Source organism: Microbacterium algeriense (genome assembly GCF_008868005.1).
Classification (GTDB): Bacteria; Actinomycetota; Actinomycetes; order Actinomycetales; family Microbacteriaceae; genus Microbacterium; species Microbacterium algeriense.
Genome location: NZ_WAAO01000003.1, coordinates 213366 through 239904, shown reverse-complemented (window position 1 = coordinate 239904; position 26539 = coordinate 213366). Strand labels below are relative to the sequence as shown.

General features: G+C 69.8%; 26 protein-coding genes. 15 read left to right on the top strand and 11 right to left on the bottom strand.

Features of this window, described 5'->3' with window-relative positions; translation table 11 throughout:
• The first annotated feature begins 21 nt into the window (after positions 1-21).
• Together F6A08_RS14915 and F6A08_RS14910 are read left to right on the top strand one after the other, a co-directional pair.
• Entirely contained in the window at positions 22-819 is a 798-nt protein-coding gene (locus F6A08_RS14915) for an amino acid ABC transporter permease (RefSeq protein WP_151459867.1), read from the top strand.
• Positions 816-1571, top strand: coding sequence for an amino acid ABC transporter ATP-binding protein (locus F6A08_RS14910; protein WP_017204632.1), 756 nt, complete (start codon positions 816-818; stop codon positions 1569-1571). Before F6A08_RS14915 ends, F6A08_RS14910 begins: the two co-directional genes overlap by 4 nt.
• A gap of 122 nt (positions 1572-1693) precedes the next feature.
• Here F6A08_RS14910 and F6A08_RS14905 read toward each other — a convergent pair whose 3' ends face one another.
• The 5 genes from F6A08_RS14905 to F6A08_RS14885 form a co-directional block, all read right to left on the bottom strand.
• Positions 1694-2785: an ABC transporter ATP-binding protein gene (locus F6A08_RS14905; protein WP_151459866.1), complete on the bottom strand. Its 1092-nt coding sequence runs from the start codon at positions 2783-2785 to the stop codon at positions 1694-1696.
• Positions 2782-3576 (bottom strand): ABC transporter permease, encoded by a 795-nt coding sequence (locus F6A08_RS14900; protein WP_151460132.1) that lies wholly within the window; start codon positions 3574-3576, stop codon positions 2782-2784. Before F6A08_RS14900 ends, F6A08_RS14905 begins: the two co-directional genes overlap by 4 nt.
• Positions 3573-4511, bottom strand: a complete 939-nt coding sequence (locus F6A08_RS14895) for an ABC transporter permease (RefSeq protein ID WP_192576788.1) — start codon at positions 4509-4511, stop codon at positions 3573-3575. The genes F6A08_RS14900 and F6A08_RS14895 overlap by 4 nt, the downstream gene beginning before the upstream one ends.
• On the bottom strand, positions 4508-5647 hold the full coding sequence (locus F6A08_RS14890; RefSeq protein WP_151459864.1) for an ABC transporter substrate-binding protein: 1140 nt from the start codon (positions 5645-5647) through the stop codon (positions 4508-4510). The genes F6A08_RS14895 and F6A08_RS14890 overlap by 4 nt, the downstream gene beginning before the upstream one ends.
• A gap of 135 nt (positions 5648-5782) precedes the next feature.
• Positions 5783-6298, bottom strand: coding sequence for a GNAT family N-acetyltransferase (locus F6A08_RS14885; protein ID WP_151459863.1), 516 nt, complete (start codon positions 6296-6298; stop codon positions 5783-5785).
• Between the two features lie 66 nt (positions 6299-6364).
• On the opposite strand from F6A08_RS14885, the gene F6A08_RS14880 reads away from it, so the two are divergent.
• Positions 6365-7183, top strand: a complete 819-nt coding sequence (locus tag F6A08_RS14880) for a sulfite exporter TauE/SafE family protein (protein WP_151459862.1) — start codon at positions 6365-6367, stop codon at positions 7181-7183.
• 117 nt (positions 7184-7300) lie between these two features.
• On the opposite strand, the gene aspS is transcribed toward F6A08_RS14880, so the two are convergent.
• A complete protein-coding gene (aspS, locus tag F6A08_RS14875; protein ID WP_151459861.1) occupies positions 7301-9082 on the bottom strand; it encodes an aspartate--tRNA ligase in 1782 nt (593 codons plus the stop codon).
• A gap of 114 nt (positions 9083-9196) precedes the next feature.
• Here aspS and F6A08_RS14870 point away from each other — a divergent pair, with 114 nt between their 5' ends.
• A complete protein-coding gene (locus F6A08_RS14870) occupies positions 9197-9571 on the top strand; it encodes a DUF5684 domain-containing protein (protein ID WP_017203765.1) in 375 nt (124 codons plus the stop codon).
• Position 9572: 1 nt separating this feature from the next.
• Positions 9573-10202 (top strand): histidine phosphatase family protein, encoded by a 630-nt coding sequence (locus tag F6A08_RS14865; protein WP_151459860.1) that lies wholly within the window; start codon positions 9573-9575, stop codon positions 10200-10202.
• A gap of 31 nt (positions 10203-10233) precedes the next feature.
• On the opposite strand, the gene F6A08_RS14860 is transcribed toward F6A08_RS14865, so the two are convergent.
• The gene (locus F6A08_RS14860; protein WP_151459859.1) at positions 10234-11124 is read right to left on the bottom strand and encodes an NAD(P)/FAD-dependent oxidoreductase; all 891 of its coding nucleotides are present in this window, start codon (positions 11122-11124) and stop codon (positions 10234-10236) included.
• 56 nt (positions 11125-11180) lie between these two features.
• Here F6A08_RS14860 and F6A08_RS14855 point away from each other — a divergent pair, with 56 nt between their 5' ends.
• Genes F6A08_RS14855 through ccsB form a run of 5 tightly spaced genes read left to right on the top strand, consistent with a single transcriptional unit; the run spans position 11181 to position 15893 of the window.
• Positions 11181-11585, top strand: coding sequence for a MerR family transcriptional regulator (locus tag F6A08_RS14855; protein WP_017203762.1), 405 nt, complete (start codon positions 11181-11183; stop codon positions 11583-11585).
• A gap of 55 nt (positions 11586-11640) precedes the next feature.
• Entirely contained in the window at positions 11641-12291 is a 651-nt protein-coding gene (locus F6A08_RS14850) for a TlpA family protein disulfide reductase (RefSeq protein ID WP_017203761.1), read from the top strand.
• A gap of 16 nt (positions 12292-12307) precedes the next feature.
• Positions 12308-13096, top strand: coding sequence for a cytochrome c biogenesis CcdA family protein (locus tag F6A08_RS14845; RefSeq protein WP_151459858.1), 789 nt, complete (start codon positions 12308-12310; stop codon positions 13094-13096).
• Between the two features lie 34 nt (positions 13097-13130).
• Positions 13131-14909: a cytochrome c biogenesis protein ResB gene (gene resB / locus F6A08_RS14840; protein ID WP_100248801.1), complete on the top strand. Its 1779-nt coding sequence runs from the start codon at positions 13131-13133 to the stop codon at positions 14907-14909.
• Between the two features lie 9 nt (positions 14910-14918).
• Positions 14919-15893 (top strand): c-type cytochrome biogenesis protein CcsB, encoded by a 975-nt coding sequence (gene ccsB, locus F6A08_RS14835; protein ID WP_151459857.1) that lies wholly within the window; start codon positions 14919-14921, stop codon positions 15891-15893.
• 138 nt (positions 15894-16031) lie between these two features.
• Here the strand turns inward: ccsB and F6A08_RS17880 are convergent, their stop codons facing one another.
• The 3 genes from F6A08_RS17880 to F6A08_RS14825 form a co-directional block, all read right to left on the bottom strand.
• Positions 16032-16166 (bottom strand): hypothetical protein, encoded by a 135-nt coding sequence (locus F6A08_RS17880; protein WP_263971444.1) that lies wholly within the window; start codon positions 16164-16166, stop codon positions 16032-16034.
• Between the two features lie 127 nt (positions 16167-16293).
• Entirely contained in the window at positions 16294-18267 is a 1974-nt protein-coding gene (locus F6A08_RS14830; RefSeq protein WP_124894911.1) for a YhgE/Pip family protein, read from the bottom strand.
• On the bottom strand, positions 18264-21068 hold the full coding sequence (locus tag F6A08_RS14825) for an MMPL family transporter (RefSeq protein WP_151459856.1): 2805 nt from the start codon (positions 21066-21068) through the stop codon (positions 18264-18266). Before F6A08_RS14825 ends, F6A08_RS14830 begins: the two co-directional genes overlap by 4 nt.
• 132 nt (positions 21069-21200) lie before the next feature.
• On the opposite strand from F6A08_RS14825, the gene F6A08_RS14820 reads away from it, so the two are divergent.
• Positions 21201-21824 (top strand): TetR/AcrR family transcriptional regulator, encoded by a 624-nt coding sequence (locus F6A08_RS14820; protein ID WP_017203753.1) that lies wholly within the window; start codon positions 21201-21203, stop codon positions 21822-21824.
• A 24-nt stretch (positions 21825-21848) separates the two neighbouring features.
• On the opposite strand, the gene F6A08_RS14815 is transcribed toward F6A08_RS14820, so the two are convergent.
• Positions 21849-22835, bottom strand: coding sequence for an o-succinylbenzoate synthase (locus F6A08_RS14815; protein ID WP_151459855.1), 987 nt, complete (start codon positions 22833-22835; stop codon positions 21849-21851).
• 143 nt (positions 22836-22978) lie between these two features.
• Here F6A08_RS14815 and F6A08_RS14810 point away from each other — a divergent pair, with 143 nt between their 5' ends.
• The 4 genes from F6A08_RS14810 (at position 22979) to F6A08_RS14795 (ending at position 26534) form a co-directional block, all read left to right on the top strand.
• Positions 22979-23311: a PadR family transcriptional regulator gene (locus F6A08_RS14810; protein ID WP_040568751.1), complete on the top strand. Its 333-nt coding sequence runs from the start codon at positions 22979-22981 to the stop codon at positions 23309-23311.
• Between the two features lies 1 nt (position 23312).
• Positions 23313-24305 (top strand): permease prefix domain 1-containing protein, encoded by a 993-nt coding sequence (locus F6A08_RS14805; RefSeq protein ID WP_151459854.1) that lies wholly within the window; start codon positions 23313-23315, stop codon positions 24303-24305.
• Positions 24306-24405: 100 nt separating this feature from the next.
• A complete protein-coding gene (locus tag F6A08_RS14800; RefSeq protein ID WP_026049921.1) occupies positions 24406-25326 on the top strand; it encodes a 1,4-dihydroxy-2-naphthoyl-CoA synthase in 921 nt (306 codons plus the stop codon).
• Positions 25327-25355: 29 nt separating this feature from the next.
• On the top strand, positions 25356-26534 hold the full coding sequence (locus tag F6A08_RS14795) for an AMP-binding protein (RefSeq protein WP_017203748.1): 1179 nt from the start codon (positions 25356-25358) through the stop codon (positions 26532-26534).
• Positions 26535-26539: the final 5 nt, after the last annotated feature.

Here is a 26539-nt window from a genome sequence, read left to right as displayed (position 1 = left end):
GAGAGCGGGAGGACCTCGACGATGGCGTTGAGGCGCACCACCAAGAGCAAGCTGTACCGGTACACCGTCTACGCGGTGCTGATCGCGATCCTCATCTGGGCCGTGGTCAGCACGGATTGGGCGAGGATCGCGCAGCTGTACTTCAACCCCGAGGTCGCGGCGAAGATGCTTCCCGGCATCATCACGACCGCACTGGTGAACACGCTGTGGTTCACCGCGGTGGCGTTCCTCGGCGGACTGATCCTCGGCGTCGTGCTCGCCCTGATGAAGCTGTCGGAGATCGCCCCTTTCCGATGGATCGCGACGTGCTGGATCGAGCTGTTCCGTGGACTCCCCGCGATCCTGACGATCTTCGCCATCGCCTACATCCTGCCGATCGGACTCGGCGTGCCCGCGACGAAACTCGGGGGTCCCGTGGTCCTGGGGCTCATCGGACTCATCCTCGTCGCCTCCGCCTATATGGCCGAGACGATCCGTGCTGGTTTGCAGGCCGTGCCGAAGGGACAGACCGAGGCGGCACGATCTCTGGGCATGTCCCCGATGAAGACCACCTTCTGGATCGTCGTGCCGCAGGGCTTCCGCATCATCATCCCGCCGCTGACGAACGAGTTCGTGCTGTTGCTGAAGGACACGTCGCTGCTCTTCGTCGCCGGCTCCTTCATCTGGTCGAAGGAGCTCACGACCTTCGCCCGTGATGCGAGCACGCAGAACGCGAACGGAACGCCGCTCATCATGGCGGCGATCCTCTACCTGATCGTGACGATCCCGCTCACGCGTTTCAGCGCGTGGCTGGAGCGACGGATGTCGAGGCAGCGATGATCACCGAACTGATTGATGTGCACGCCCCCGCGATCGACGTGCAGGGGCTCGTGAAGTCCTTCGGCGACAACGAAGTGCTCAAGGGCATCGACCTCCGGGTCACCAAGGGCGAGGTCGTCTGCGTGATCGGGCCGTCGGGTTCGGGGAAGTCGACGCTGCTGCGTTCGGTGAACCTCCTCGAGGAGCCGACCGGCGGGAAGGTGCTGATCGAGGGCATCGACATCACCGATCCGGACGTCGACATCGACCGCGTGCGCACTCGCATCGGGATGGTGTTCCAGAGCTTCAACCTGTTCCCGCATCTGAGCGTGCTGGGCAACCTCACGATCGCGCAGCAGCGCGTGAAGAAGCGTTCCAAGAAGGAAGCCGAGCAGATCGCGCATGCCATGCTCGATCGGGTCGGACTGGCCGAGAAGGCCGATGCCTATCCGGGGCACCTGTCCGGCGGGCAGCAGCAGCGCGTGGCGATCGCCAGGGCGCTGTGCATGAACCCCGACATGATGCTGTTCGACGAGCCGACCTCGGCGCTCGACCCCGAACTGGTCGGCGAGGTGCTGCAGGTGATGCGCTCGCTGGCGGATGAGGGGATGACGATGCTCGTCGTCACGCACGAGATGGGCTTCGCGCGTGAGGTCGGATCCCGGCTGATCTTCATGGACGGTGGGAACATCGTCGAGGAGGGCGACCCCCGTGAGGTGCTGGCGAATCCGCAGCACCAGCGCACGAAGGACTTCCTCTCGCGCGTGCTCTGAGTTTCCCCGCCTGGTGTCGCCGAGACCCCGGGCATTCGTCGAGACCCCCGGCTGCAGACGTCTGCAGCCGGGGGTCTCGGCGTGAACCCGGGGTCTCGACTCAGCCGCGCGGGGGGAGCGACTCAGCCGCGCGGATGCACGGCGACGGGCTCGGGAGCGATCGCGATGCGGACCCGGTCGCCGAAGGACGGGTGGATGCCGGGGGCGTGCTGCACGCGGACGAGCTCTCCCGACTCCGTGCGGACGAGGGTGCGACGCATGCTTCCGAGGAAGGTGCTCTCCTCGACCAGGGCCTCGGCGGCGGCGTCGGCCTCGGACGCGAAGTAGACGTTCTCCGGACGCAGGTACACGTCGACGGGACCGTCGGCGGGAGACTGCAGCGGAAGCCGCTGTCCCCACACCATGACGTGATCGCCCTCGGCGACGCCCGACACGACGCTCGACAGACCCACGAATGCAGCCACTCCGGCTGTCGACGGCTTCGTGTACAGCTGTTCCGGGGACCCAATCTGCTCGATGCGACCGGCGTTCATCACCGCGATCCGATCCGAGACGGCCAGCGCCTCCTCCTGATCGTGCGTGACGAACACGGTCGTGATGCCGAGCCTCAGCTGGATGCGGCGGATCTCATCGCGCAGCTGCACGCGCACCTTCGCATCGAGCGCCGAGAGCGGTTCGTCGAGCAGCAGCACCTTGGGTTCGGTGACCAGCGCTCGTGCGAGTGCCACACGCTGCTGCTGCCCTCCGGAGAGCTGGTGCGGGAACCGATCGGCGAAGTCGGCCAGCCCGACCAGCGCCAGAGCGTCGACCGCGCGCCGCGAGGCCTCCGCCTTGCCGACGCCGCGTCGCCGTAGACCGAATGCGGTGTTCTCGGCGACCCGCAGGTGCGGGAAGAGCGAATACGACTGGAAGACCATGCCGATGTCGCGCTTGTTCGTCGGCACACGAGACACATCGCCGCCGCCCAGGAGCACGGCGCCCTCGTCCGCGCCTTCGAGGCCGGCGAGCACGCGCAGCAACGTGGTCTTGCCGCAGCCCGAAGGCCCCAGGAGGGAGACGAACTCACCGGGCGCGATGTCGAGGTCGACCCCGTGCAGCACGCGATTGCCGGCGTAGCTCTTGACGATGCCCTGCAGCTCGACACGGGTGCCTTCGCCCGCCTGAGCGAGCAGCAGGTTGTCCTTGGTGCGCGGCAGCGCGTGGTCGAGGGTCATGGGCGGGCCTTTCCGGAGCCGCGGGCGACGCGGCCGATGACGAGGAGCAGGAGGAAGACGAACACCAGCGCGAGCAGAGTGAAGATGGCCGGCGCGTAGGGGTCCTGTTTGTTCACGACGACCATGGCCGTCTGGAACACCTGACGGTTCAGGAGCGAGGCGATCGTGAACTCTCCGAGCACCACGGCGATGGAGATCAGCGACGCCGCGAGCAGACCCTGACGCAGGTTCGGGGCGAGCACCCTGAGCACGACCGTCGGCCAGCTCGCGCCGAGCGACCGCGCTGCCTCGGAGAGCGTCCGGAGGTCGGCCGCGTCGATCGACGCCTGGATGGACCGGAACGCGAACGGCAGCACGGTGATGCCGTACGCGAAGGCGAGTGTCCATGTGCCGGTGCCCAGCGTGCGACCGATCTGCAGATAGATCGGTGCGAGGCCCACCACGAGGACGATCGCCGGGATCGAGATCGGCAGCAGCACCGCGAACTCGAAAGCGGGCTTGAGGTTCGGGAAGCGCAGGTTGACGAGGATCATGGTCGGGGCGAGCAGCAGCAGCACGATGGCGACCGTCACCACGGCCAGCACCAGCGAGTTGCCGAGACCGGTCCAGATCGGCTTGAGGGTGGCTGCGGCCGCCGGATCGAACAACGCGATCCAGCGGGCGAAGGACAGTCCGCCGGCGGGGTCGCGCAGGGTGAACAGGAACGTCGACACCAGGGGCACCGCGAAGAACGAGCCCACGAGCACGCCGATGATCCACCTGGTCGTGCGGGAGGGCCCGAGCCGGTTCACGACTGCCACCTCGCCGCGCGTCGCTGCACGAGGGAGTACAGGGCCATCACGACGCCGACGATCACGATCATGCCGAGCGCCAGGGCGCCGGCGAGGTTCTCCCGGCCGAGCACCGTCTCGCTCGTGAGCGCCGTGCGGATCTGCAGCGGCACGATCTGGGCACCCTGGCTGGCGAGAGCGGCGGCGGTGGCATACGACGAGAACGCGTTCGCGAACAGCAGCAGCAGGCTGGCGAGGAACGAGGGCGCGAGCACGGGGATGCCGATGCGCAGCCAGAAGCTCGTGCGGGTGCCGCCGAGCGTGAGGTTCGCCTCGGCCCACTGCGGCTTGAGAGCGGCGAGGGCGGGCATGAAGGTGATGACCATGAGGGGGATCTGGAAGTAGAAGTAGGGGAGCACGAGGCCGGGCAGCTCGTAGAGCCAGGTGCCGTTCTCGAAGATGTTCACGCCGAACGTGTCCTTCAGGAACACGGTGACGACGCCCTGGATGCCGATGGTCGCGATGAAGGCGAAGGCGAGCATGACGCCGCCGAACTGCGCGAGCACACCGGCGGCGGCATCCACCGCCGAGCGGGTCCGGCCTTCGGGGTCCATGCCGAGCAGCGCGTAGCAGACGAGCGCGCCGACGAGCGCCCCGACCACGGCGGTGAGCAGTGACAGGCCGGCGGAGTTGGCGAAGGTGTTCAGCACGACCGGATCGGCGAGCGCCGCCACGTTCGTCCAGGTGAACGAGCCCTCCTTGGTGAAGAAGCCCGAGCCGATCGCGAGGATCGTCGGCACCGCGAGGAACAGCACGACGTAGGCGGCGAAGGGGACGAGCCCGAGCCAGGCGAGGGACGGAGCGGGCCGCCGGGCCCTCGCGCGTGGCGAGGGCCCGGCGGCCGTGGCGGGGGCGGCGGCCGTGGCATCCGCCCCCGGTGCGGTGAGGGTGGTCACTGGACCGCCACGGCCCACTTCTCGCCGAGCAGCGTGCCGGCGTTCGTCGACTGCTCCTCGGTCGGGACCACGGTCTCCTCCGGAGCCTCAGGGAGCGCAGCGGCGAGGTCGGCGTCGATCGTGCCCGCCTCGGTCATCGCCTCCATGCGCACCGGACGGGCGCCGCCCTTCAGCCACAGGTTCTGCACCTCGTCGCTGTAGAGGAACTCCTGCCACAGGCGAGCAGCGGCCGGGTGCGGGGCGTCGGCGTTGATGGCCTGGTTGTAGTACCCGGCGTAACCGGTGCCGTCGAAGACGACGACCTTCCAGTCCTTGTTGTCAGCCGTGTGCGAGGCGTTCAGGTAGTCCCAGTCGAACACGACGGGCGTCTCGCCGCTCGCGATGGTCGCGGTGGTCACGTCGACCTTGAGCAGGTTGCCGGCCTTCTGCAGCTCGGAGAAGAAGTCGATGCCCGGCTGGAAATCGTCCAGCGTTCCGTCGGACTGCACGGTCGCCAGGCCCACCGCGGCGAACGCGGCACCGGCCTGGGTCGGGTCGCCGTTGATCGCGACGGCGCCCTTGTAGTCGGCCGAGAGCAGGTCGGACAGCTCGGCGGGAGCATCGAACTTCGAGGAGTCGTAGCCGATCGACATGTATCCGCCGTAGTCGCCGACGAAGAGACCGGTCGGCTCCTTCAGCTCGTCGGGGATGTCGTCCCACGTCTCCACCTTGTAGGGGGCGAAGGTGTCGGTGTTCTGGAGGGCGACCGTCAGACCGAGATCGAACACGTCCGGGGCGGTGTCGAGTCCCTTGTTCGTCTCGGCGGCCTGGATCTCCTCGGCGCTCGAGACGTCCGGCGAGGCTTCGTTGATCGTGATCTCGGGGTACTTCTCGGCGAACAGGTCGAGGATCTCGCCGTAGTTCGCCCAGTCGCGGGGGAGCGCGATGACGTTGAGCGATCCCTCGGCCTTGGCGGCGGCCTCGAGGTCGGCGAACGTGCCGAAGTCGGCGACCGAGGTCGCCGCCGCGGCGTCCACGTCGGAGTCGCCGGAGCCCGAGGCGTCGGCCGCTCCGGAGCAGGCCGTGAGTGCGAGTGCGGCCGTGGTGGCCAGGGCGATACCGGCGCCGATGCGCGCGCGGCGGGTGAAGCGAGCCATGAGTGTCCTCTCGGTGTCCGGCGCTGTGAGCCGGTGTCGGGTTGCGAGAGGACACTATGAGGCGCAGGTTGCCGCCCGTCGCGGGTCCGGTGAACGGACGGTGGCGAGGGGGTGGACGCTCGGGTGCGGCGGTGCTCAGTCCTGCGGCACGGTGTACTTGAAGCCGCGGTGCGAGCCCACGTAGCCCAGGCGCTCGTAGAAGCGGTGGGCATCGGTGCGGGCGGCGTCGGAGGTGAGCTGCACCATCGACGCGCCGACCGCGGGGGCGGCGACATCTCCGACCCAGCGCATCAGGGCGGATCCGATGCCCGAGGAACGCAGACTGCTCTGCACGCGCACCGCCTCGACCAGCAGCCGCCGTGCGCCGCGACGCGCCATCCCGGGGATGGAGGTGAGCTGCAGCGTGCCGACCACCGCGCCGTCGAGTTCGACGACGAGCAGGTCGTTCGAGGGCTCGGCCAGGATCTCGAGGAGGCCCTGCGCATACGCCGGCCGGTCCTCGGCCGAGGCCACATCGCCACGGGCCGCACTGATCTGATCATCCGCCAGCAACGCGATCACCGCATCCGTGTCCTCAACTGTCGCCCGTCGCAGGAGTGCGGTGCCGGCGCGCGAATCGATCGTGTGGGGCAGGGGCAGGGCATCGAGCATGGCCCCAGTCTGCCAGCGCGGGGGGCGGATTCGAGTGCAGCCCTGCGGCTCTGGAATCATGGCGAGGTGGATATCGGCGCCGTGCTCGGACTGGAGCAGCTCACCTGGGGGATCCTGCTGCTCGTCGTGGTGGCGGCCTTCTGCGCGGGCTGGATCGACGCGGTCGTGGGGGGAGGAGGGCTGCTGCAGCTGCCGGCGCTGCTGCTCATCCCGGGCATCGCGCCGGTGCAGGCGCTCGCCACGAACAAGCTCGCCTCGGTCTTCGGCACGGCAACGAGCAGCGTCACCTACTACCGACGCGCGAAGCCCGACCTCCGCACGGCGCTACCGATGGCGATCATCGCCTTGATCGGCTCCTTCGGGGGAGCGGCCGTCGCGACGGTGCTGCCTTCCGCCGCATTCAAACCCATCATCGTGATCGCGCTGCTCGCCGTGGCCCTGTTCACCGCGTTCCGACCGCAGATGGGCGCGGCCACGCAGCTGCGCTTCCACGGACACAAGCACCACATCATGGCGGGCGCCGCCGGTCTGGGGATCGGCTTCTACGACGGGATGATCGGCCCCGGCACGGGCACGTTCCTCGTGATCACGCTGGTGGCGCTGCTCGGCTACGACTTCCTGCAGGCGAGCGCCAAGGCGAAGATCGTCAACCTCGCCACGAACGCCGGAGCCCTGATGCTGTTCATCCCGCACGGCTCGGTGCTGTGGCTGCTGGGCGGCATTCTCGCGGTCGCGAACGTCGCGGGCAGCTACCTCGGTTCGCGCATGGCCATCTCGCGCGGGACCACCTTCATCCGCGTGGTGTTCCTGGTGGTGGTGGTCGCTCTGATCGCGAAACTGGGCGTCGACGTCTGGAACGAGAACATCGTCCCCGCATTCGCGTAGCGCCCCTTTTCCTTCTCCCTCCTCCCTCTTTCGCCGAGACCCCGGATACGCGACGAGACCCCGGGCTGCCAGCGGCAGTGTCCCGGGGTCTCGGCGGCACGACGGGGTCTCGGCGGCTCAGGCCTCGTCGTCCTCGGGCTCGTAGTCGACGCCGGCCTCGGCGCGCTGCTCCGGAGTGATCGGAGCGGGAGCGGAGGTGAGCGGGTCGAAGCCGTTGCCGGACTTCGGGAACGCGATGACCTCGCGGATCGACTCGGTCTTGGTCAGGTGCTGCAGCACGCGGTCCATGCCGAGCGCGATCCCACCGTGGGGCGGTGCGCCGAACTTGAACGCGTCGAGCAGGAAGCCGAACTGCTCGTCGGCCTGCTCGTCGCTGATGCCCATGACCTCGAACACGCGCTTCTGGATGTCCTCGCGGTGGATGCGGATCGAACCGCCGCCGAGCTCCGAGCCGTTGCACACGATGTCGTATGCGTAGGCGAGGGCCGATCCGGGGTCGGTGTCGAACGTGTCCTCGAACTCGGGCTTCGGGCCGGTGAACGCGTGGTGCACGGCCGTCCAGGCACCGGCGCCCACTGCCACGTCGCCGGAGGCCACCGCGTCGGCGGCCGGCTCGAACATCGGGGCGTCCACGACCCAGGTGAAGGCGAACTCGTCGGGGTTCAGATAGCCCAGGCGACGGCCGATCTCGACGCGGGCGGCACCGAGCAGCGCGCGGCTCTCCTTGGTCGCGCCTGCCGCGAAGAACACGCAGTCGCCCGGCTCTGCACCGACGAGCTCGGCGAGCCCGGCCTGCTCGGCCTCGGACAGGTTCTTGGCGGCGGGGCCGCCCAGCGTGCCGTCCTCGTTGAACAGGACGTAGGCGAGGCCACGTGCACCGCGCTGCTTGGCCCAGTCCTGCCACGCGTCGAGCTGCTTGCGGGGCTGCGAGGCGCCGCCGGGCATGCGCACGGCGCCGACGTACTCGGCCTGGAAGACCCGGAACGGGGTGTCCTTGAAGTACTCGGTCGCGTCGACGAGCTCGAGGCCGAAGCGCAGGTCGGGCTTGTCCGAGCCGTACTTGGCCATCGCCTCGGCGTAGGTCATGCGCGGCAGCGGGGTCTGCACCTCGACACCGATCGTCGCCCACATCGCGACGATGAGCGACTCCATGAGGGCGATCACGTCCTCCTGGTCGACGAAGCTCATCTCGATGTCGAGCTGCGTGAACTCGGGCTGACGGTCGGCGCGGAAGTCCTCGTCGCGGTAGCAGCGGGCGATCTGGAAGTACTTCTCGACGCCGCCCACCATCAGCAGCTGCTTGAACAGCTGCGGGGACTGGGGCAGTGCGTACCAGCTGCCGGGGCTCAGGCGAGCGGGCACCAGGAAGTCACGGGCGCCCTCGGGCGTGGAGCGGGTGAGGGTGGGCGTCTCGACCTCGGTGAAGTCGTCGGCGTGCAGCACGTCGCGGATCGCCTTGTAGACGTTCGAGCGCAGACGCAGGGCGGAAGCCGGGGCCGGGCGGCGCAGGTCGAGGTAGCGGTACTTGAGGCGTGCCTCCTCTCCCACCGTCTCGGTGTCGGCGAGGGCCGTGGAGACCTGGAAGGGGAGCGGAGCGGATTCGTTCAGCACCTCGACCTCGGTCGCGATGAGCTCGATCTCGCCGGTGGGCAGGTTCGGGTTCGCGTTGCCCTCGGGGCGCTGCGAGACCTCGCCGGTCACCTTCAGGACGAACTCGTTGCGCAGCGGGTGCGCGATCTCCTCGTCGCGGATGACGACCTGGGCGATGCCGGAGGCGTCCCGCAGATCGATGAAGGCGACTCCTCCGTGGTCACGACGGCGATCGACCCACCCCGCGAGGGTGACGGTCTGACCGATGTGCTCGGCTCGCAGAGAGCCTGCCGAGTGGGTGCGAAGCACGGAGTATTCCTTCTGATCTGGGAAATGGGGAACCCGCCCATTCTACGGGGGAGCGCGTCGCCTCCTCCGCCCGAGCCGGCTCTCAGTAAGATCGCCAGGACAGAAAGGCCCATCATGGACTCCAACGGCATCTCCGACCTCTTCGCCGCCATCTTCTCCGGCACGACGGGTCTGATCGCCCTCGTCTTCTACGTCCTCGTCGTCATCGGTCTCTGGAAGGTCTTCACCAAGGCCGGATACCCCGGCATCCTCGCGATCATCCCGATCGTGAACGTGGTCTTCCTCGTCAAGATCGCTGGCATGTCCGGGTGGCTCGCGCTGCTGTACCTGATCCCGATCGTGGGCTTCATCTTCGGCATCATCGTCGCGGTGAAGCTGGGGGAGCGCTTCGGCAAAGGCGGGCTGTTCTCGTTCTTCCTGCTGTTCGTCTTCCCGTACATCGGCTATCTGATCCTCGGGTTCGGCGAGTCCCGCTACCGCAGGGCGTGACATGACGGCTTCGCGCCTGCATCTGGTCCGGCACGGTGAGGTGCACAATCCCGCCCGCGTGCTCTACGGGCGGCTGCCCGACTACCACCTGAGCGCCGCAGGGCGGGAGATGGCCGCGGCCGCCGCGACGCACGTCGCGTCGGGCGGGCGTCCGGTGACGGCGCTGTACTCCTCGCCGCTGGAGCGGGCGCAGGAGTCCGCGGAGCCGTTCGCCGACGGCTTCGATCTGGTGCCGGAGATCGACATCCGACTGATCGAGCCGACCAACGTGTTCGAGGGCACGCAGATGCGACGCTCCCTGCTGAACCCCTTCAACTGGTGGCACCTGCGGCAGCCGTCCCTGCCGAGCTGGGGCGAGCCGTACTCGTCCATCGCGGAGCGGATGCTGAGCGTCATGGACGAGGCCTGGGATGCCGCACCGGACGGAGACGTGGTGATGGTGTCGCACCAGGCGCCGATCTGGATCACACACCTCCGGGTCGCCGGCCTGCCGCTGCGACACGACCCGCGGACCCGACGCTGCGCCCTGTCGAGCGTGACCTCCTTCGAGTGCGTCGGCGACGTCTGGCGCGAGGTCGCCTACGCGGAGCCCGCCGCGACCGGTGGTGCGGTCGACGTCGGGGCCGTCTGACCCGCTCTCGGCCAGGCGACCCCGACGAGGGTCAGAGCGACTGGATGACGCCGACCGCCGCGAGCTGACCGGCGGCGGCGGAGAGCAGCACGGAGGCCATCGGCCCGGGGAGGCTCGCGCGGTGGGCGAGGTCGCCGGCGGCGAAGACCCCGGGGACCGAGGTGCGACCGAAGTCGTCGATCTCGACCGAGCCCGACTCGAGCATCCGCAGACCGAGCTGCTCGGCGAAAGGGGCGCGCTGGCGCATCGTCCCCGACGCCACGAAGATCCCCGCGACGTTGTGCTCGCCCCGATCCGTGCGGACGCGGACGCCGCCCGGGTGCGCGTCGACGGCGGTGGCCGGGGCGTCGACCACCCGCGCGCCCCGCGCCTCGAGGGCACGCTGCTCCTCCTCGGAGAACGCGGTGTCGACGGGGAAGACCGTGATCTCGCCGACGATGCGCCCCAGCAGCCCGATCAGGTGCTCGGCGCGAGGCGCAGCTCCGAGGATCGCGATCGGCTTCCCCGCATGCTCGTGCCCGTCGCAGAAGGGGCAGCTGAACGCCGCAGTGCCCCAGTGCTGCTGCAGCCCCGGGAGCGCGGGCAGGTCGTCGGCGACGCCTGTGGCGAGGATCACGCGGCGGCCGTCGACCTCGGACCCGTCGGCGAGGTGCACGCCGAACGCGTCCTCGCGCGCTTCGACACGGTCGACGCGGGCATCCCGGACCTCCACGTCGTCGTAGGCGGCGAGCTCGCTCCGACCGGTCGCCCGGAACTCCGCCGGCGGGGTGCCGTCCTCGCCGATCATGTTGTGCATGTGCAGGACGGTCCCGTTGCGGTACTCGCCGGAGTCGAGCAGCAGCGTCGAGCGATGCATCCGTCCGAGGGTCAGCGCGGCCTGGAGTCCTGCCGGTCCTGCGCCGATCACGATCGCGTCGTACATGGTGGTCCTTTCGGGTGGGTGTTGCCTTCGAGGCCAGTCTGTGAGTTCATGTCAACATGAAGTCAAGTGCTGATCATCCGTGGTCCGTCGGCGAGGTCGCCGAGCGATTCGACCTGCCGACCAACGTGCTGCGGCACTGGGAGTCGGTAGGCCTGCTGCGCCCGCCGCGCGACCCGGCAGGACGACGCCGCTACGGCGAGGACGAGATCGTGCGCATCGCCGTGATCCAGCGGAGCAAGGCGGCGGGGATGAGCCTCGAGCAGATCGCGGTGCTGCTCGACGACGGCAGCGCGGGTCGGCACCAGGTTCTGCAGCAGCACCTGGACGACATCGATCGGCGGATGGAGGAGATGCGCCTCTCACGCGCCATGACCGAGCACGCGATGGGGTGCCGGGCGCACGACATCGCCACGTGTCCCCGCTTCCGGGCCGGGGTGGACGACGTGCTCGCCCGCTTCTGAATCCCCCCGGGGGTACCCGGCTCGCGCATAGGATCCTCTGCGTAAACTCGGAGTCGTGCCACTCGACTCGACGGTTCGTCCGATCCGCAGCGGCCGCCCCTCCCGCATCCGGCGCTCACGCCGTGCGGTCGGTGCCGCGCTCGCAGCGGTGCTCGCCATCGGCTTGAGCGCCTGCGCTCCCGATCCGGTCAGCGAGTCGTTCCTGAACGGCGAGAACACCGGCTACGTGGCGGCCGACGGCGCGATCGTCGAGATCCCCGTCGCCGAGCGCGGCGAGCCCGTCGCCTTCGGCGGCGTCACCGAGGACGGCGAGAAGTTCGACAGCGCCGACATCGCGGGACAGGTTGCCGTCGTGAACTTCTGGTACGCCGGGTGCGCGCCGTGCCGCCTCGAAGCCGCCGACCTCGAGGCCGTGTGGCAGGAGTACAGCGACGACGACGTGTCGTTCATCGGCATCAACACGCGCGACCAGGCCGACACCGCCACCGCCTTCTCCGAGGAGTACGGCGTCACCTACCCGAGCCTGATCGACGTGGACACCGCCGAGGCGAAGCTCGCCTTCGCGAAGGCGACCCCGATCGCGGCGACGCCGACCACCCTCGTGCTCGACAAGCAGGGTCGCGTCGCGGCACGCATCATCGGCCCGATCGACGGCACGTCCATCCTCTCCACGCTCGTCAAGGACGCGCTCGCGGAGGACTCGTGAGCACCAGGGGAGTGCTGTGAACCCCGAAGCGATCATCGGCTCCGGGGCACTCTGGATCGCGATCCCGGTCGCGATGCTCGCGGGACTCGTCTCGTTCCTCTCCCCGTGCGTGCTGCCGCTCGTGCCCGGCTACCTCGGCTTCCTCGGCGGCGCCGTCGCGCCACGATCGACCTCGTCGGCCGCAGCCGGCGGACAGGGCCAGGCGACCTCGACCGTGCAGCCCACGACCCGCGGCCGGCTCGTGCTCGGCGTGCTGCTGTTCATCCTCGGCTTCACGATCGTCTTCATCCTCTACACCGTGCTCGGCGGAACCGTCGGCGTGTTCCTGCTGCAGTGGGGCGACCTGATCACCCGCATCCTCGGCGTCGTCATCATCGCGATGGGACTGGTGTTCCTCGGACTCTTCGGTTTCGCGCAGAAGGAGCTCCGCTTCCACGTCGACTCGAAGGCCGGCATCGTCGGAGCCCCACTCCTCGGCGTCGCGCTCGGCATCGGCTGGGCACCGTGCATGGGGCCGACGCTCGCCGCGATCCTCGCGCTCTCGTTCAACGCGGGCGACCCGGTCCGCGCGGGTTTCCTGGGCCTGGCGTACTCGCTCGGACTCGGCATCCCGTTCCTGCTCGTCGCGCTCGGCTTCGGCTGGGCCACAAAGGCGATCGGCTTCCTCCGCCGCCACATCCGGGTGGTCAACATCGTCGGCGGCGTGATGCTGATCCTGCTCGGGGTGCTGATGGTCACCGGTCTCTGGACCGACATCATGTCCCGGCTGACGGCGGTGATCGGCAGTGTCATCCTCCCGCTCTGATCGTCCCGAGAAGAACACCCGCACCGAGAAGGCCATGACGAAGAACAAGGGTGCCGTGAACGGCGACTCCAGCGATCCGCTCCGCCCGTCCGACCATGTCGACGGCGACGACTCGATCACACAGCCACGGCTCGGCTTCGTCGGCTGGCTGCGCTGGGGATGGCGTCAGCTGACCTCGATGCGCACCGCGCTGATCCTGCTGCTCGTGCTCGCGATCGCGGCGATCCCCGGCTCGATCTTCCCGCAGCGGATGGCCGACCCGAACGGCGTCACGCAATGGGAACGCGACAACCCCGACCTCTTCCCCGTGCTCGACGCGATGAAGATGTTCGACGTGTACCTGTCGCCGTGGTTCTCGGCGATCTACCTCCTGCTGTTCGCGTCGCTCGTCGGCTGCGTGATCCCGCGCATCAAGCACCACGCGAAGGCCCTGCGGGCTCGGCCGCCGCGCACCCCGGCACGACTGCAGCGCCTCGAGGACTACCGCGCGGTCACACGCGACCCCGCTGCGGACTCCGGCACCAGGACGGGCGATGCCGAGGCGGAGGCCGCCGCGTCGATCGACGTCGCGACGAAGCAGCTCAAAGCGCTCGGCTACCGCGTGGAACGCTACGACCGCGGCCGCACCTTCTCCGTCTCCGCCGAGCGCGGCTACTGGCGCGAGACCGGCAACCTGCTCTTCCACCTCGCGCTGGTCGGCGTGCTGGTCACGGTCGGTATCGGCGGCGGATTCTCCTACACCGGACAGCGGGTGCTGGTCGAAGGCGAGACCTTCGCGAACACGCTGCTCGACTACGACTCCATGAACCGCGGCCGGTTCGTCGGCGACGACGCCTTCGCTCCGTACTCGATGCGCCTCGACTCGTTCGACGTGACCTACCAGCCGTTCGGAGAGCCCGGCTCCGGGCAGGCGGGCGACTTCTCCGCGAACGTCACGGTGCAGGAGAACGGCGAGGAGCGCACCGGCGCCGTCAAGGTCAACGAGCCTCTCGCGGTCGCGGACGACGATGTCTTCCTGCTCGGCAACGGTTACGCCCCGACCGTGACCGTGCGAGACCCGGACGGCAAGGTCGTCTTCACGGGCAGCACGCCGTTCCTCCCGCAGGACAACAACATGACCTCGCTCGGGGTGCTCAAGGTTCCGGACGGACTCGCGGAGCAGGTCGGACTCGTCGGCTTCTTCTACCCGACGACGGGCGTGCTCGACACGGGCGCCTTCTTCTCGGCGTACGGCGACCTCACGAACCCGACCCTGACGCTCGACGTGTACACCGGCGACCTCGGCATCAACGAGGGCGTTCCTCGGTCCGTGTACGTGCTCGACACGACCGGGATGACCAAGCTCACCGGCCGCAGCACCGACGTGGAGTCCATCGAGCTGACGCCCGGCCAGACGGCCCAGCTGCCGGACGGTCTCGGATCGGTGACGTTCGAGGACGACTCGCCCGCCGGCGCCACGGACGCGTCCGAATCCGTGAAGCGCTTCGCCTCGCTGCAGATCCACCGCGACGAGTCCGGCGTCTGGGTGCTCGGCTTCGCGCTGCTCGCGCTGGGTGGACTCATGGTCGCCCTGTTCGTGCCGCGCCGCCGCGTCTGGGTCAAAGCCACGGCGAAGGACGGCGCCGTGGCGCTGGAGTACGCCGCGCTCGCCCGCGGAGAAGACCCCACGCTCGCCGCCGCGGTGGACGACCTCGTCGCCGGGCACGCGCGACTGCTCGACGCAGCAGGCGGCACGAAGGCGCAGCCGACCCCTGACGAGACGGCGGATCAGCCCGCTGAGCCGGAGGCCCCGGCGACCGACACCCGAAAGTAGACTGACACCATGCTCGAGCTCAACGTGATCTCGCCGGTCCTGCTGTGGACGGCGATCGCGATCTACGCGGCGGCCTTCGTGGCCTACGCCTTCGATCTCGCGCGCCGCTCGCAGGCCACGGCCGATGCGCAGACCGTGAAGGAATCCGTGCTCGTCGGGGCGGCCGGAGCGAGCACGGCGGCCTCGTCCCTCCCGTCCGGGGCGGCCGCAGCACCGCAGCGCTTCGTGATGGCGCGGATCGGCACCTCGCTCACCGTGCTGGGATTCCTGTTCCATCTCGCCGCGACCGTCACCCGCGGTATCGCGGCCGGACGCGTGCCGTGGGCCAACCTCTACGAGTTCGCCATGATCGGCACGCTGCTCATCATCGCGGTGTACCTCGTGGTGCTCACCCGCCTCGACCTGCGCTTCCTCGGCACGTTCATCACGGGCCTGGTCGTCGTGCTCCTCGGCCTCGGAGCGACGAACTTCTACGTCGAGGTCTCACCGCTGATGGACCCGCTGAAGAGCGTGTGGCTCATCATCCACGTGTTCGTCGCGTCGCTCGCGACCGCTTTCTTCGCTCTCGCGTTCGCCCTCTCGGTGATCCAGCTCATGCAGTCGCGCCGAGAGCGTCTGGTCGGAGAGGGGGCCGCGAAGACCGGGCCCGGGTTCCTCCGCACCTTCCCGACGTCGGTGCGCCTGGAGAGCCTCGCCTACCTGTTCACGATCATCGGCTTCATCCTCTGGACCTTCACGCTCATCGCGGGCTCCATCTGGGCGTACTACGCCTGGAGCCGTTTCTGGGGCTTCGACGTCAAGGAGACCTGGACCTTCGTGATCTGGGTCATCTACGCCGGGTACATCCACGCACGCGCGACCCGAGGCTGGCGCGGCAACCCTTCCGCGTGGCTCGCGATCGTCGGCTTCTCGGCCGTGATCTTCAACTTCACGATCGTGAACGTCTTCTTCAAGGGCCTGCACGCCTACTCCGGCCTGAGCTGAGTCCCCGCCGGCCCGCGCCGCCGTCCCCGCCGTCAGACCTCCGTCCGCACAACTTCGGAGATCCGAGCCGACACGCCGTCCCTCACCCCCGAGGCGCGGCGTGTCGTCATCGAGTCTCCGAAGTTCTGCGGATGCGTCTCAGGCTCGGCCGCGGAGGGGCAGGATCTCGGCATGCTCGCGGCCGTCCTGGTACCAGACGAACTCCGCCTCGGAGATGACCTCCGCCGGCACCGACCCGAACGCGCGGGACTCGGCCTGCGCGAATCGAGACAAACCTGTGCCGCGGGCGCCGCGCACAACTTCGGAGTGTGACGACGACACGCCGCGCCTCGCGGGGTGAGGGGCGGCGTGTCCGGCGCGATCTCCGAAGTTCTGCGGGGACCGGTACGGGTGGGAGGGGTCAGGCGGGGGCGAGGAGGGCCTTGGCGGAGGTCGTGCGGCGGAGGGTCACGGCGAGCGTGGTGGCCACGAGCGACAGCACGCCCCAGACGACGAGAGCCGCGACCGCGGAGCCGCTGGCGGTGATCAGGCCGGCGAACGCGGGAGCCGTTGGGAGGGCGGCGCCGATCCCGGCGAGCCAGTCGGGCACGGTCGAGATGAGCCCGGTCGCCACGGCGAGCACTCCGACGAGCGCGGAGATCCAGCGGCCGACGCCGCCGAACAGCGCGACGAGCGCCTGGTTCACCGCGGCGAACACCACACCGGCGAGCACGGCCGTGCCGGCGAAAGCCCACCAGGTGCCGGCATCGTAGCTCGCCACGATCTGCACGATCAGCGACACCAGCAGACCCTGCCCTGCGCCGATCAGCGCGGCGGGAGCGAACGCTCGCAGGGTCAGAGACGCGGAGGAACGGCGTGAGGTGAGGGTTCGAGCCGTGTGGGCGCGCATCACCACGAACGTCGCCAGTCCCCCGAACCAGAGCACGACCGCCGCGAGCAGCGGGATCGCCGTCGGGCCGAAGATCGTGTTCGTCGAAGAGTTCGACGACACGGGGTCGGCGATCACGGAGGCGAGCGACGTCGACTCGCTGTCGCTGAACGAAGGAAGGGAGTCGGATGCCGTGCGCAGTCCGCCCGCGAGGTCGCCCGTCCCGGTCGCGAGGGTGTCGAGTCCGGTGGCGAGTTCCGTCGAGCCGTCGGCGAGCGCGGTCGCTCCCTCGGACAGCTGTGTCGCGCCGGAAGCGAGGCCCCGTGCGCCTGTGGCGGATGCGGCGATGCCCTGGTCGGCGAGCTGGGTGAGGCCGCCCGCGAGCTGTGTCGCACCGGTGCCGGCCTGGGTCATGCTCGAGGCGAGAGTGCTCAACGTGCCGGGGAGCGCGGCGACGCCGCCGGCGACCTGGTCGCTGTTGAGCACGCCGGAGGCGGTGCCGGCGTCTGTGGCCACGGCCCCCGCCTGGGTGGCGAGGCCGGAGTACAGGTCGCATTGAGCCTGATCAGCGACCGGCGGGGTGCACGCCGCGGCCGCGAGACCGCCGAGCTGCTGGGCGAGCCCGGCGGAGCCGGCGGCGGCGGACTGCGCCGATGCGGAGGCGCTCTGAATCGCGCCGACGAGCTGCTGGGTGCCTCCCACGTTCTGCTGCAGCGTCGCACCGCCACCGGTGAGTCCCGATCCGATCTGCGCCGCGCCGGCCGCCGCCTCCCGCGTCTTGCCCGCGATCGTGTCGAGGCCCGAGGCCAGCGACGACGCTCCGGAGCTGAGCTCGCCCGCGCCCGAGGCGAGCTGGGTCGCACCGTCGGGGATCGCTGCGGCCCCGGTGGCGGCATCGCGCGCACCGTTCGCGAGCTTCAGCGCACCGTCGGCCGCATCGCCGATCTGATCGCCGATCGTGGTGAAACCGACCAGGATGTTCTCCGTCGTCGCCTCGGAGAGCATCGTGCCCATGGTCGACGCCGCGACGTCGGCGATCTGACCGGTGATGAGGTCGTCGGCGACGAGGCCGTCGTCGGGGGTGGTCACGGTGATGGTGGCCTGCTCGGCCTTTCCCCCGCCGTCGGAGATCGCCGTGCCGGCCGAGGTCGCCGCAGCGGAGAAGTCCTCGGGGATCGTGATGACGGCCTGGTAGGAGCCGTCGGCCAGGCCGTCCGCGGCGTCGTCCTCGTTGGAGATCACCCACGTCAGGTTCGAGTCGAGGTCGTCCGAGCCGTCGACGAGGCCTGCCGCGAGCTGGCGGCCGAGCGGGGTCGTCTGGCCGTCGATGGTCACGGGCTCGTCGAGGTTCACGATGGCCGCGGTCATGGACTCGAGCCTCTCGGTCGGATTCTGCAGCGCCGTGACGAGGATGCCGCCGACGGCCGCGGGCAGCAGCAGCACGCCGAGGATGGTCAGCCAGGTGATGGGCTTGCGGGAGCGCGCGCGCTCGATGGGGAGGGTCATGCGGTCACCTCGGTGGATTCGGCGACGCCCCGTCGTGAGGCGCGCGTGTCGAGAGTCTGGACGTCGGGCCATCCGGCCTCGGCAAGGGTGGCGCGCGCCGTACCGGGGTCGGCGGCGGTGGCGAAGACGGCGAGCGGACGTGCGGCTGCGGCATCGCGCAGCATCGCCGTCGCCTGGTCGCGCTGGGGATCGGTGAGGCGGTCGATGCCGTCGATCACGACGACGCGGGATCTGCCGCGCAGGGCTTCGGTCAGGTCGTCGAGCGCGGCATCCTCGCCGTCCACGAGGACGCATCCGACGTGCGATCGCACCCATGCCGCTCGGCCGGGCAGCAGGTGGCCTCCGACGCGCAGCCGCCCGTCGGACGCCGTCAGACGGCCCGCGATCGTGAGCGCGAGAGCGCGGCGCGCCCCGGGATCGCCGCCGGTCGCGATCACGGCGCCTCCGGCCGGCAGGCGGACGGAGAAGTCGTCGATGAGCGGGGAGTCCGCCGTGATCACGAGGTCGTCGGCCGCCACCACCGAGTCGTCGCCGGGCCATGCGGCCAGGTGCCGCTCGCGTTCGACGGCCTCGCCCTCCACGTCGACGCGGGGGAGGACCTTCACCAGCCAGCGGGGCAGCTCCCAGGCGCGCTCGCCGAGGATCGCCATCAGCGCCGGGATCAGCGTCATCCGCACGAGGAACGCGTCGAACGCGATGCCGGCGGCGAGGCCGAGGGCGATCGGCTTGAGCGAAGAGTCGCCCTCGGGGACGAAGGCCACGAACACCGCGAACATGATGAGTCCGGCCGCCGTGACGACCTTCGCCGACCCGGTGAAGCCGCTGCGCACGGCGCGGAGCGCGGCGGCCCTGCGGGTGGCACGGTTCGGGCTCGTCGCGTCCTTATCGTGCACGAAGTCCTCGCGCATGCGGGAGACGAGGAACACCTGGTAGTCCATGGCGAGGCCGAACAGCACGCCCATCAGGATGATCGGCATGAAGCTGATGATCGGTCCGACCTTGGCGACATGCAGCAGATCCGCGAACCAGCCCCACTCGAACACGGCCCCGACCACGCCGAAGGCGGCGACGATCGACAGCAGGTAGCCGACCGCGGCGGTGATCGGCACCCAGAGCGAGCGGAACACGATGGTCAGCAGGATCAGCGACAGGCCGATCACGAAGATGCCGAACGGCAGCAGTGCGTTGCCGAGCTGGTCGGAGATGTCGATGCCGACAGCAGTGAAGCCGGTGACCTTGAGGTCGATGCCGAACTCGTCCAGCCATTCATCGTGGTGGCTGCGCAGCTCGCGCACGAGGTCGGCGGTCGCGGGGTCGTCGGGCGCGGTCTCCGGCACGATCTGCACGATCCCGGTGTCTGCGGTCTCGTTCGGGGTCGCGAGGGCGACCTCCTTGACGCCGGGGACCTTCGCGACCGCGTCCCCGAGGTCCTCCATCAGCGTCAGCGGATCGGTGGAGGTGACGATCGTTCCGGTCAGGATCATCGGACCGTTGAAGCCGGGACCGAACTCCTCGCCGACGAGGTCGTAGGTCTGCCGCGCCTCGTTCTCCTTCGGGAGCACGCCGGCGTTGGGCAGTGCGAGGTCGAGGCTGAGCGCGGGGACGGCGACGATGCCGAGCCCGAGCACCACCGCGATCGACACCAGCGCGGGGTGCTTCATGACACCGCCGACCCATCGGGCGCTGCCCTTCACCGGGCCGACCGGCGTCGAGGGCGCGGTGTCATCGGCCGAGTCGTCGGCGTTCCCCTTCGTCTTCGGCGCCCTGGCCTTCTTCGGGCGACCGACGACCCGGCCCTTCATGAAGCCGAGCAGGGCGGGAGTGAGGGTGACCGCGATCGCGACGGCGACGGCGACCGCGGCGGAGGCGGCGATACCCATGGTCGTGAGGAACGGGATGCCGGCGAAGCCCAGGCCGATCAGGGCGATGAGCACCGTGACACCGGCGAACACGACGGCCGATCCCGCCGTGCCGACGGCGCGGGAAGCGGATTCCTCCGGGTCGACGCCGGCGCGCACCTGATCCTGGTGGCGCGCCATGATGAACAGCGCGTAGTCGATGCCCACCGCGAGCCCGAGCATGAGCGCCAGCAGCGGGGTGGTCGAGGACACGGTGGCGAAGGCGGTGGCGGTGAAGATGCCGGCCATCGAGATCCCGACGCCCAGGATGGCCGTGAGCAGGGGGAGTCCGGCGACCACGAAGGAGCGGAAGGTCACGATCAGCACCAGCAGGGCGATCAGCAGTCCGACGGCCTCGGTCAGGGTGACGCCGGGGATGGAGATCGCGAACAGATCGCCGCCGAGGGAGGTCTGCGAGCCCGAGGGGAGCTCCGCGCCCAGGTCGGCGACGACTGTGCGCAGCGCATCCTTCGTCTCCTCAGAGACATCGGTGGACTCGCCGTCGAACTGCACGCGCACGATGGCGGCGGTGTCGTCGTCGTTGATCATGCCCTTGACCATCTCGTCGTACGGGGAGGTGGCAGCGAGCACGCCGTCGAGGTCGTCCAGCTCATCGACCGCGCCCTCGATGTCGTCCTGGTACTCGGCATCCGTGATCTTGTCGCCGTCGGCCGCGACCACGATGAACTGCGCGTTCGTTCCGCTCACCTGCGGGAAGGAGCGCGAGAGCTGCTCGAGCCCCGCCTGGGACTCGGTGCCCGGGATGGAGAACGTGTTGTCCGTGCCGGCGCCGAGCACCAGGGCACCAGCGCCCGCGATGCCGAGCGCCAGGAGCCACGACACCAGGACCCGCCAGGGGTGGCGGAAGGACCAGCGTCCGAGCGACGACAGGAGTGTGGACACGCGTTCCTCCGAGGGGGTGCGGGGTGGATACACAGGTGTATCCGATACATAGATGTATCGTAAGGTGACCCGGCGCGCGGAGTCTGTGTGCAGGGTGTGAATCATGCGAGAGTGAAGGGTCAGGAGGTTTCGATGTCGACACCCGCAACCCGCAGTCGCGAGAACACGCGAGCCCGTCTCCTCGAGGCGGCCGCCCAGGTCTTCGCCGAAGCCGGTCTGGACGGTGCCTCCGTCGAGGCCGTCTGCGAACGGGCCGGTTTCACCCGTGGTGCTTTCTACTCCAACTTCGAGTCGAAGGACGAGCTGTTCCTGATGCTCACCGCGAGCGTCGCCGACGCGCGTGTGCGCGCCGTGCGTCAGCGCGTGGAGGAGATGACGGCGGAGGGCGCGCTCGCCGAGGGGTGCGATCCGATCGAGCTCGTGCAGCAGGTGATGGAACTCGGTGGCGATGATCGCCTCGGGGTGATGCTGATGAGCGAGATCCGCATCCGGGCGCTGCGTGATGCCCGTTTCGGCGAGGCCTACCTGGCGCAGGAGCGGGAGATGGTCGCGAGCATCGCGCAGATCGTCGACGACATCGCCGCAGCCGTCCCCCTTCGGTTGCGGCTGCCTGCCGCGGTCGCGGCGCGGATGCTCATGATCGTCTGGGAGGGCATGACCGTTCGCGGGGCCATGGCCGGTCAGGACGATGCGCAGCTGCGCCAGTCCGGGAGCGAGGAGCTCGGTCACCTCGTTCAGCTGCTCGTCGACCCCTGAGCACCGCGCCGACGGATCAGCCGATCAATCCCTCTCTGCCGACACCAGCTCGTAGTGGCAGCGGGCGAGACGCGCGAACCACCATTCGCGTCGCTCATCGGAGGCCGCGAGCCGGGTGAGGGCGTCGGCGTCCGGTGTCAGGCGTCCGACCGGGATCTCGCCGTCGACGGGGCGCAGGTCGGCCACGTCGTCGAGGAACAGCGAGGCTGTGCCGAGTCCGCAGTCGTAATCCAGTGTCGGGAGGGCGGCGGCCAGCGCGGCCCCCTGCGACAGGCCGACCGCCGTGTCCAAGGCGCTCGAGACCACGACCGGCAGTCCGGCTGCGGTGACGATCTGCAGCGCGTGCGTGATCCCACCCAGCGGCTGCGCCTTGACGACGAGGAGGTCCGCGGCGCCAGCGCGCGCGACCCCGAGAGGGTCCGAGGATTTCCGCACGCTCTCATCGGCGGCCACGGGGATGCCCATGTACTTCACACGCCGACGCAGGTCCGCCAGTTCGGGGACCGTGGCGCACGGCTGCTCGACGTACTCGAGGTCGTACTCGCCGAGCACGTGCACGGCGTGCTCGGCTTCGTCCACGTTCCACAGCCCGTTGGCATCCACCCGGATCCGGCCCTCGGGGCCCATCGCCTCGCGCACCGCACGCACCCGCGCCGCGTCATCGGCGAGCGTCTGACCGGGCTCGGCCACCTTGACCTTCGCCGTGCGGCACCCCGCGAACCGCGACAGCAGTTCCGGCACCTGTGCGGCGTCGATCGCCGGGACCGTGGCGTTCACGCCGATCCGCTCGCGCAGCGGCGTCGGCTGCTCGCGCCACGCGAAGTCGATCGCCGCCGCCAGCCACGTCGCCGCTTCGGCGTCGTCGTACTCGACGAACGGCGAGAACTCGGCCCAGCCCTCCGGCCCCTGGAAGAGGAGGGCCTCCCTGGTGTCGACGCCGCGGAAGCGGCTGTGCATCGGGAGGGCGACGACCCTGGCCGAGTCGAGCAGGTCTGCGAGGGGCGGGATCATGTGCCCATTCTGCTCCGTGTCGTCGGTCGGGCCGCGCTTCGCCCCTCGGGTGCGTCGAATCGGCGAGAACATCCCATCCACCGACGTGTCCGACAGCAGTGTGTCGTTGACAATGGTGTGTGACGCACAGTAATGTGATCGGCATGAACGAGACGCTGGACACGCATCTGCAGGAACTCCGGCGCGGCACCGTGGTGCTCGCCTGCCTGCAGCTGCTGCGCACCCCCGGGTACGGCTACTCCCTGCTGGAGCAGCTCGAACAGCGGGGCTTCGCGACCGACGCCAACACGCTGTACCCGCTGCTGCGCCGTCTCGAGAAGCAGGAGTACCTGACGAGCGAGTGGAACACCGACGAGGCCAGGCCGCGCAAGTTCTACCGCACCTCGGAGGCCGGCATCCGCCTGGCCGACACCCTCACCGACGAATGGCGGTCGCTCACGGCGGCGATCGCATCCCTCACCGCAGAGGAGCACTGACATGACGACGACCACGCTCACCGAGCGATACATCAGCGCGACGATCCGCAGCCTCCCTCCCGAGGCTCAGGGCGACGTGCGCGCAGAACTCGAAGCCTCCATCGCCGACGCCGTCGAGGCGCGGCTCGAGCAGGGCGAGGCGCCCGAAGCCGCGGAGCGCGCTGTGCTGACCGAGCTCGGCGATCCCGGCGCTCTCGCCGCCGGGTACGCGGATCGCCCGCTGTACCTGATCGGTCCGCGGTACTACCTGATGTGGTGGCGACTGCTGAAGCTCCTCCTCCTCATCGTCCCGGTATGCGTGTTCGGTGCGGTCGCTCTGGGGCAGGTGATCTCGGCCGCACCGGTCGGGGAGGTCATCTCGACGTCGATCCTCGCGACAGGTGGCGCGATCCTCCACATCTGCTTCTGGACGACCCTCGTGTTCGTGATCCTGGAGCGGTCGGGGAGCACGGCGGCCCTGACCGAGTGGAACGTGGACCAGCTGCCGGAGCCCGCGCAGGACGGCGCGGGCAGGAGCGAGCTGATCGCGTCGCTGGTGTTCCTCGGGATCTCCGTCGGCGCGCTCCTCTGGGATCGGTTCCGCGGTTTCGTCCAGGTCGACGGCCAGGCCCTGCCGATCCTCGATCCGGACCTGTGGCCCTGGGGGATCGGCGTGCTGCTGCTGATCATCGTGGCGGAAGCGGTGTTCGCCGTCGTGCTCTTCCGCGCGGGGCGGTGGAGCCCGCGGTCGGCGGTGGTGAACACGATCCTCGCCGTCGCCTTCCTCGCGTGGGCCCTCGTGCTGCTGTTCACGGGTGAGCTCGTCAACCCGGACTTCCTTGCCCACGTCGAGGCCGCCGGGGGCGAGGGGTTCGCTGCGGGACAGGCGGGTGCCGCCGATGAGGGTGGAGTGTTCCGCATCCTCGCCGTCCTGCTCGGGTTCGGGGTCGCGGCGGGGGTCGGATGGGACATCGTGGACGGCTGGCGCAAGGCGGCCCGCGCGCGTCGCGGCTGATCGTCCGACACGATCACCTCCTCCCGTCGCACCGGCTGTCGGCATGGCGCATCCAAACCGACAGCAAGGGCGACGGGAACCGGGGAATAGGGTGGATGCCGTGACCGATGCCTTCGTCTCCGACCTGTTCGACCCGGCCGAATGGGTGCTTGCGCCCGGTGCCGAGGACTACACCGACATCACCGCGCACGTCTCGCGCGACGGCGGCGTCGCCCGCATCGCGTTCAACCGGCCGGAGGTGCGCAACGCCTTCCGCCCGCACACCGTGGACGAGCTGTACCGCGCGCTCGACATCGCCCGACAGGATGCGCGCATCGGCGCCGTGCTGCTGACGGGCAACGGCCCGAGCCCGAAGGACGGCGGCTGGGCGTTCTGCTCCGGCGGCGACCAGCGCATCCGCGGTCGCGATGGGTACAAGTACTCGGATGCGGAGACGGCGATCGTCGACGGTGCGAGCCGAGCCGCCGTCGGGCGTCTGCACATCCTCGAGGTGCAGCGTCTGATCCGCTTCATGCCCAAGGTCGTCATCGCGGTGGTGCCGGGATGGGCGGCCGGTGGCGGACACTCCCTGCACGTCGTGTGCGACCTCACCATCGCCTCCGCGGAGGAAGCGCGCTTCAAGCAGACCGATGCCGACGTCGGCAGCTTCGACGCCGGATACGGCTCGGCGTACATGGCGCGCCAGACCGGGCAGAAGCTCGCCCGCGAGGTGTTCTTCCTCGCCGAGGAGTACTCCGCGCAGCGCGCCTACGAGATGGGAGCGGTTAACCGCGTCGTCCCGCATGCCGACCTCGAGCGGGAGGCGCTGAAGATGGCGCGCACCGTGCTGACCAAGTCGCCCACGGCGATCCGCATGCTGAAGTTCGCCTTCAACGCGGTCGACGACGGGCTCGTCGGCCAGCAGGTGTTCGCCGGGGAGGCCACGCGTCTCGCGTACGGCACCGACGAAGCCGTGGAGGGGCGCGATTCGTTCCTCGAGAAGCGCGACGCCGACTGGTCGTCGTTCCCCTGGCACTACTGACCCCTGGCACGACGGAAGCGGAGACCCGGATGACCGCGCTGATCCCGACGGATGCCGAGGACCCGCAGCAGCTGTGGGAGGCGCTGCGCAGCGCGCTCGAGGGAGGCCCGGCGCTCGGACTCGGCATGGTCGCGGGCGCACCGGAGAACGTCGCGGAGGGGATCGCGGCCGTGATCGCCACCTCGGGGTCGAGCGGCGTTCCGAAGCGCGTCGCCCTGAGCGGTGAAGCGCTGCGGGCCAGCGCCGAGGCGACGGCCGCACGGATCGGGAGCGGGCGGTGGCTGCTCGCGCTCCCGGCCGGCTATGTGGCGGGTCTGCAGGTGCTGGTGCGATCGCTTCTCGCCGGCACGCGGCCGGAATCGGTCGAGGGGCGCTTCTCGCCGCTGTCGTTCGCGGAGGCGACCCGCTCGCTGCAGCGCCGGACACCGGGTGCCGATCTCCCTGATCTGTACACGTCACTGGTCCCCGCGCAGGTCGCGACCCTGCTCGACGCGGCGGACGACCCGGCGGTCCTCTCCGCGCTGCGGGCCTATCGCGCGATCCTCGTCGGAGGGCAGTCGCTTCCGGAGCCGCTGCGCGAACGCGCGGCGGCACAGGGGGTGCACCTGGTGCGCACCTACGGGTCGACCGAGACCAGCGGTGGCTGCGTGTACGACGGGGTGCCCCTCGACACGGTCGCGGTGCGCACGGTCGACGGGGAGCTGCGCATCGCAGGTCCCATGCTCGCGGAGGGGTACCTGGGAGACGGAGAGCTGACCGCCCGGGCGTTCGTGCGCGACGAGCTCGGAATCCGCTGGTACCGCACCGGCGACCTCGGGCTCGTGGAGGACGGCGTCGTACGTGTGCACGGGCGCGCGGACAACGTGATCGTCTCGGGAGGCGTCAACATCTCGCTCGACCGGGTGGAACGGGTCGTCCGTCGGATCCCCGGCCTGCACGAGGCGGTCGTGATCGGTGTCGAGGACGAGCGCTGGGGGGAGGCGTCGGTCATCGTCGCGGCGCGCGGGGAGGTGCTGCGGCGCAGCGAGTCGGAGCAGCTGGCGCAGGCGCGCGACGCCGTCGCGGACGAGGTCGGCAAGCACGCCCGTCCGTCCCGTCTCATCGTCGTGGACGAACTCGATGTCCTGGCGTCCGGCAAGCCCGACCGCGAGGCGATCAGGAGGGCGGTCGCCGCGCTGCACCGAGCCGGACGGGGACTGCCAGAATGAACCGC

Bases quoted from the DNA above. Each gene is read 5' to 3' on its own strand.
- F6A08_RS14915 (WP_151459867.1), top strand. From the start codon at position 22: ATGGCGTTGAGGCGCACCACCAAGAGCAAGCTGTACCGGTACACCGTC.
- F6A08_RS14910 (WP_017204632.1), top strand. From the start codon at position 816: ATGATCACCGAACTGATTGATGTGCACGCCCCCGCGATCGACGTGCAG.
- F6A08_RS14905 (WP_151459866.1), bottom strand. From the start codon at position 2,785: ATGACCCTCGACCACGCGCTGCCGCGCACCAAGGACAACCTGCTGCTC.
- F6A08_RS14890 (WP_151459864.1), bottom strand. From the start codon at position 5,647: ATGGCTCGCTTCACCCGCCGCGCGCGCATCGGCGCCGGTATCGCCCTG.
- F6A08_RS14885 (WP_151459863.1), bottom strand. From the start codon at position 6,298: ATGCTCGATGCCCTGCCCCTGCCCCACACGATCGATTCGCGCGCCGGC.
- F6A08_RS14870 (WP_017203765.1), top strand. From the start codon at position 9,197: ATGGACTCCAACGGCATCTCCGACCTCTTCGCCGCCATCTTCTCCGGC.
- F6A08_RS14865 (WP_151459860.1), top strand. From the start codon at position 9,573: ATGACGGCTTCGCGCCTGCATCTGGTCCGGCACGGTGAGGTGCACAAT.
- F6A08_RS14860 (WP_151459859.1), bottom strand. From the start codon at position 11,124: ATGTACGACGCGATCGTGATCGGCGCAGGACCGGCAGGACTCCAGGCC.
- F6A08_RS14855 (WP_017203762.1), top strand. From the start codon at position 11,181: ATGAAGTCAAGTGCTGATCATCCGTGGTCCGTCGGCGAGGTCGCCGAG.
- resB (WP_100248801.1), top strand. From the start codon at position 13,131: ATGACGAAGAACAAGGGTGCCGTGAACGGCGACTCCAGCGATCCGCTC.
- ccsB (WP_151459857.1), top strand. From the start codon at position 14,919: ATGCTCGAGCTCAACGTGATCTCGCCGGTCCTGCTGTGGACGGCGATC.
- F6A08_RS14830 (WP_124894911.1), bottom strand. From the start codon at position 18,267: ATGACCCTCCCCATCGAGCGCGCGCGCTCCCGCAAGCCCATCACCTGG.
- F6A08_RS14820 (WP_017203753.1), top strand. From the start codon at position 21,201: ATGTCGACACCCGCAACCCGCAGTCGCGAGAACACGCGAGCCCGTCTC.
- F6A08_RS14815 (WP_151459855.1), bottom strand. From the start codon at position 22,835: ATGATCCCGCCCCTCGCAGACCTGCTCGACTCGGCCAGGGTCGTCGCC.
- F6A08_RS14810 (WP_040568751.1), top strand. From the start codon at position 22,979: ATGAACGAGACGCTGGACACGCATCTGCAGGAACTCCGGCGCGGCACC.
- F6A08_RS14805 (WP_151459854.1), top strand. From the start codon at position 23,313: ATGACGACGACCACGCTCACCGAGCGATACATCAGCGCGACGATCCGC.
- F6A08_RS14795 (WP_017203748.1), top strand. From the start codon at position 25,356: ATGACCGCGCTGATCCCGACGGATGCCGAGGACCCGCAGCAGCTGTGG.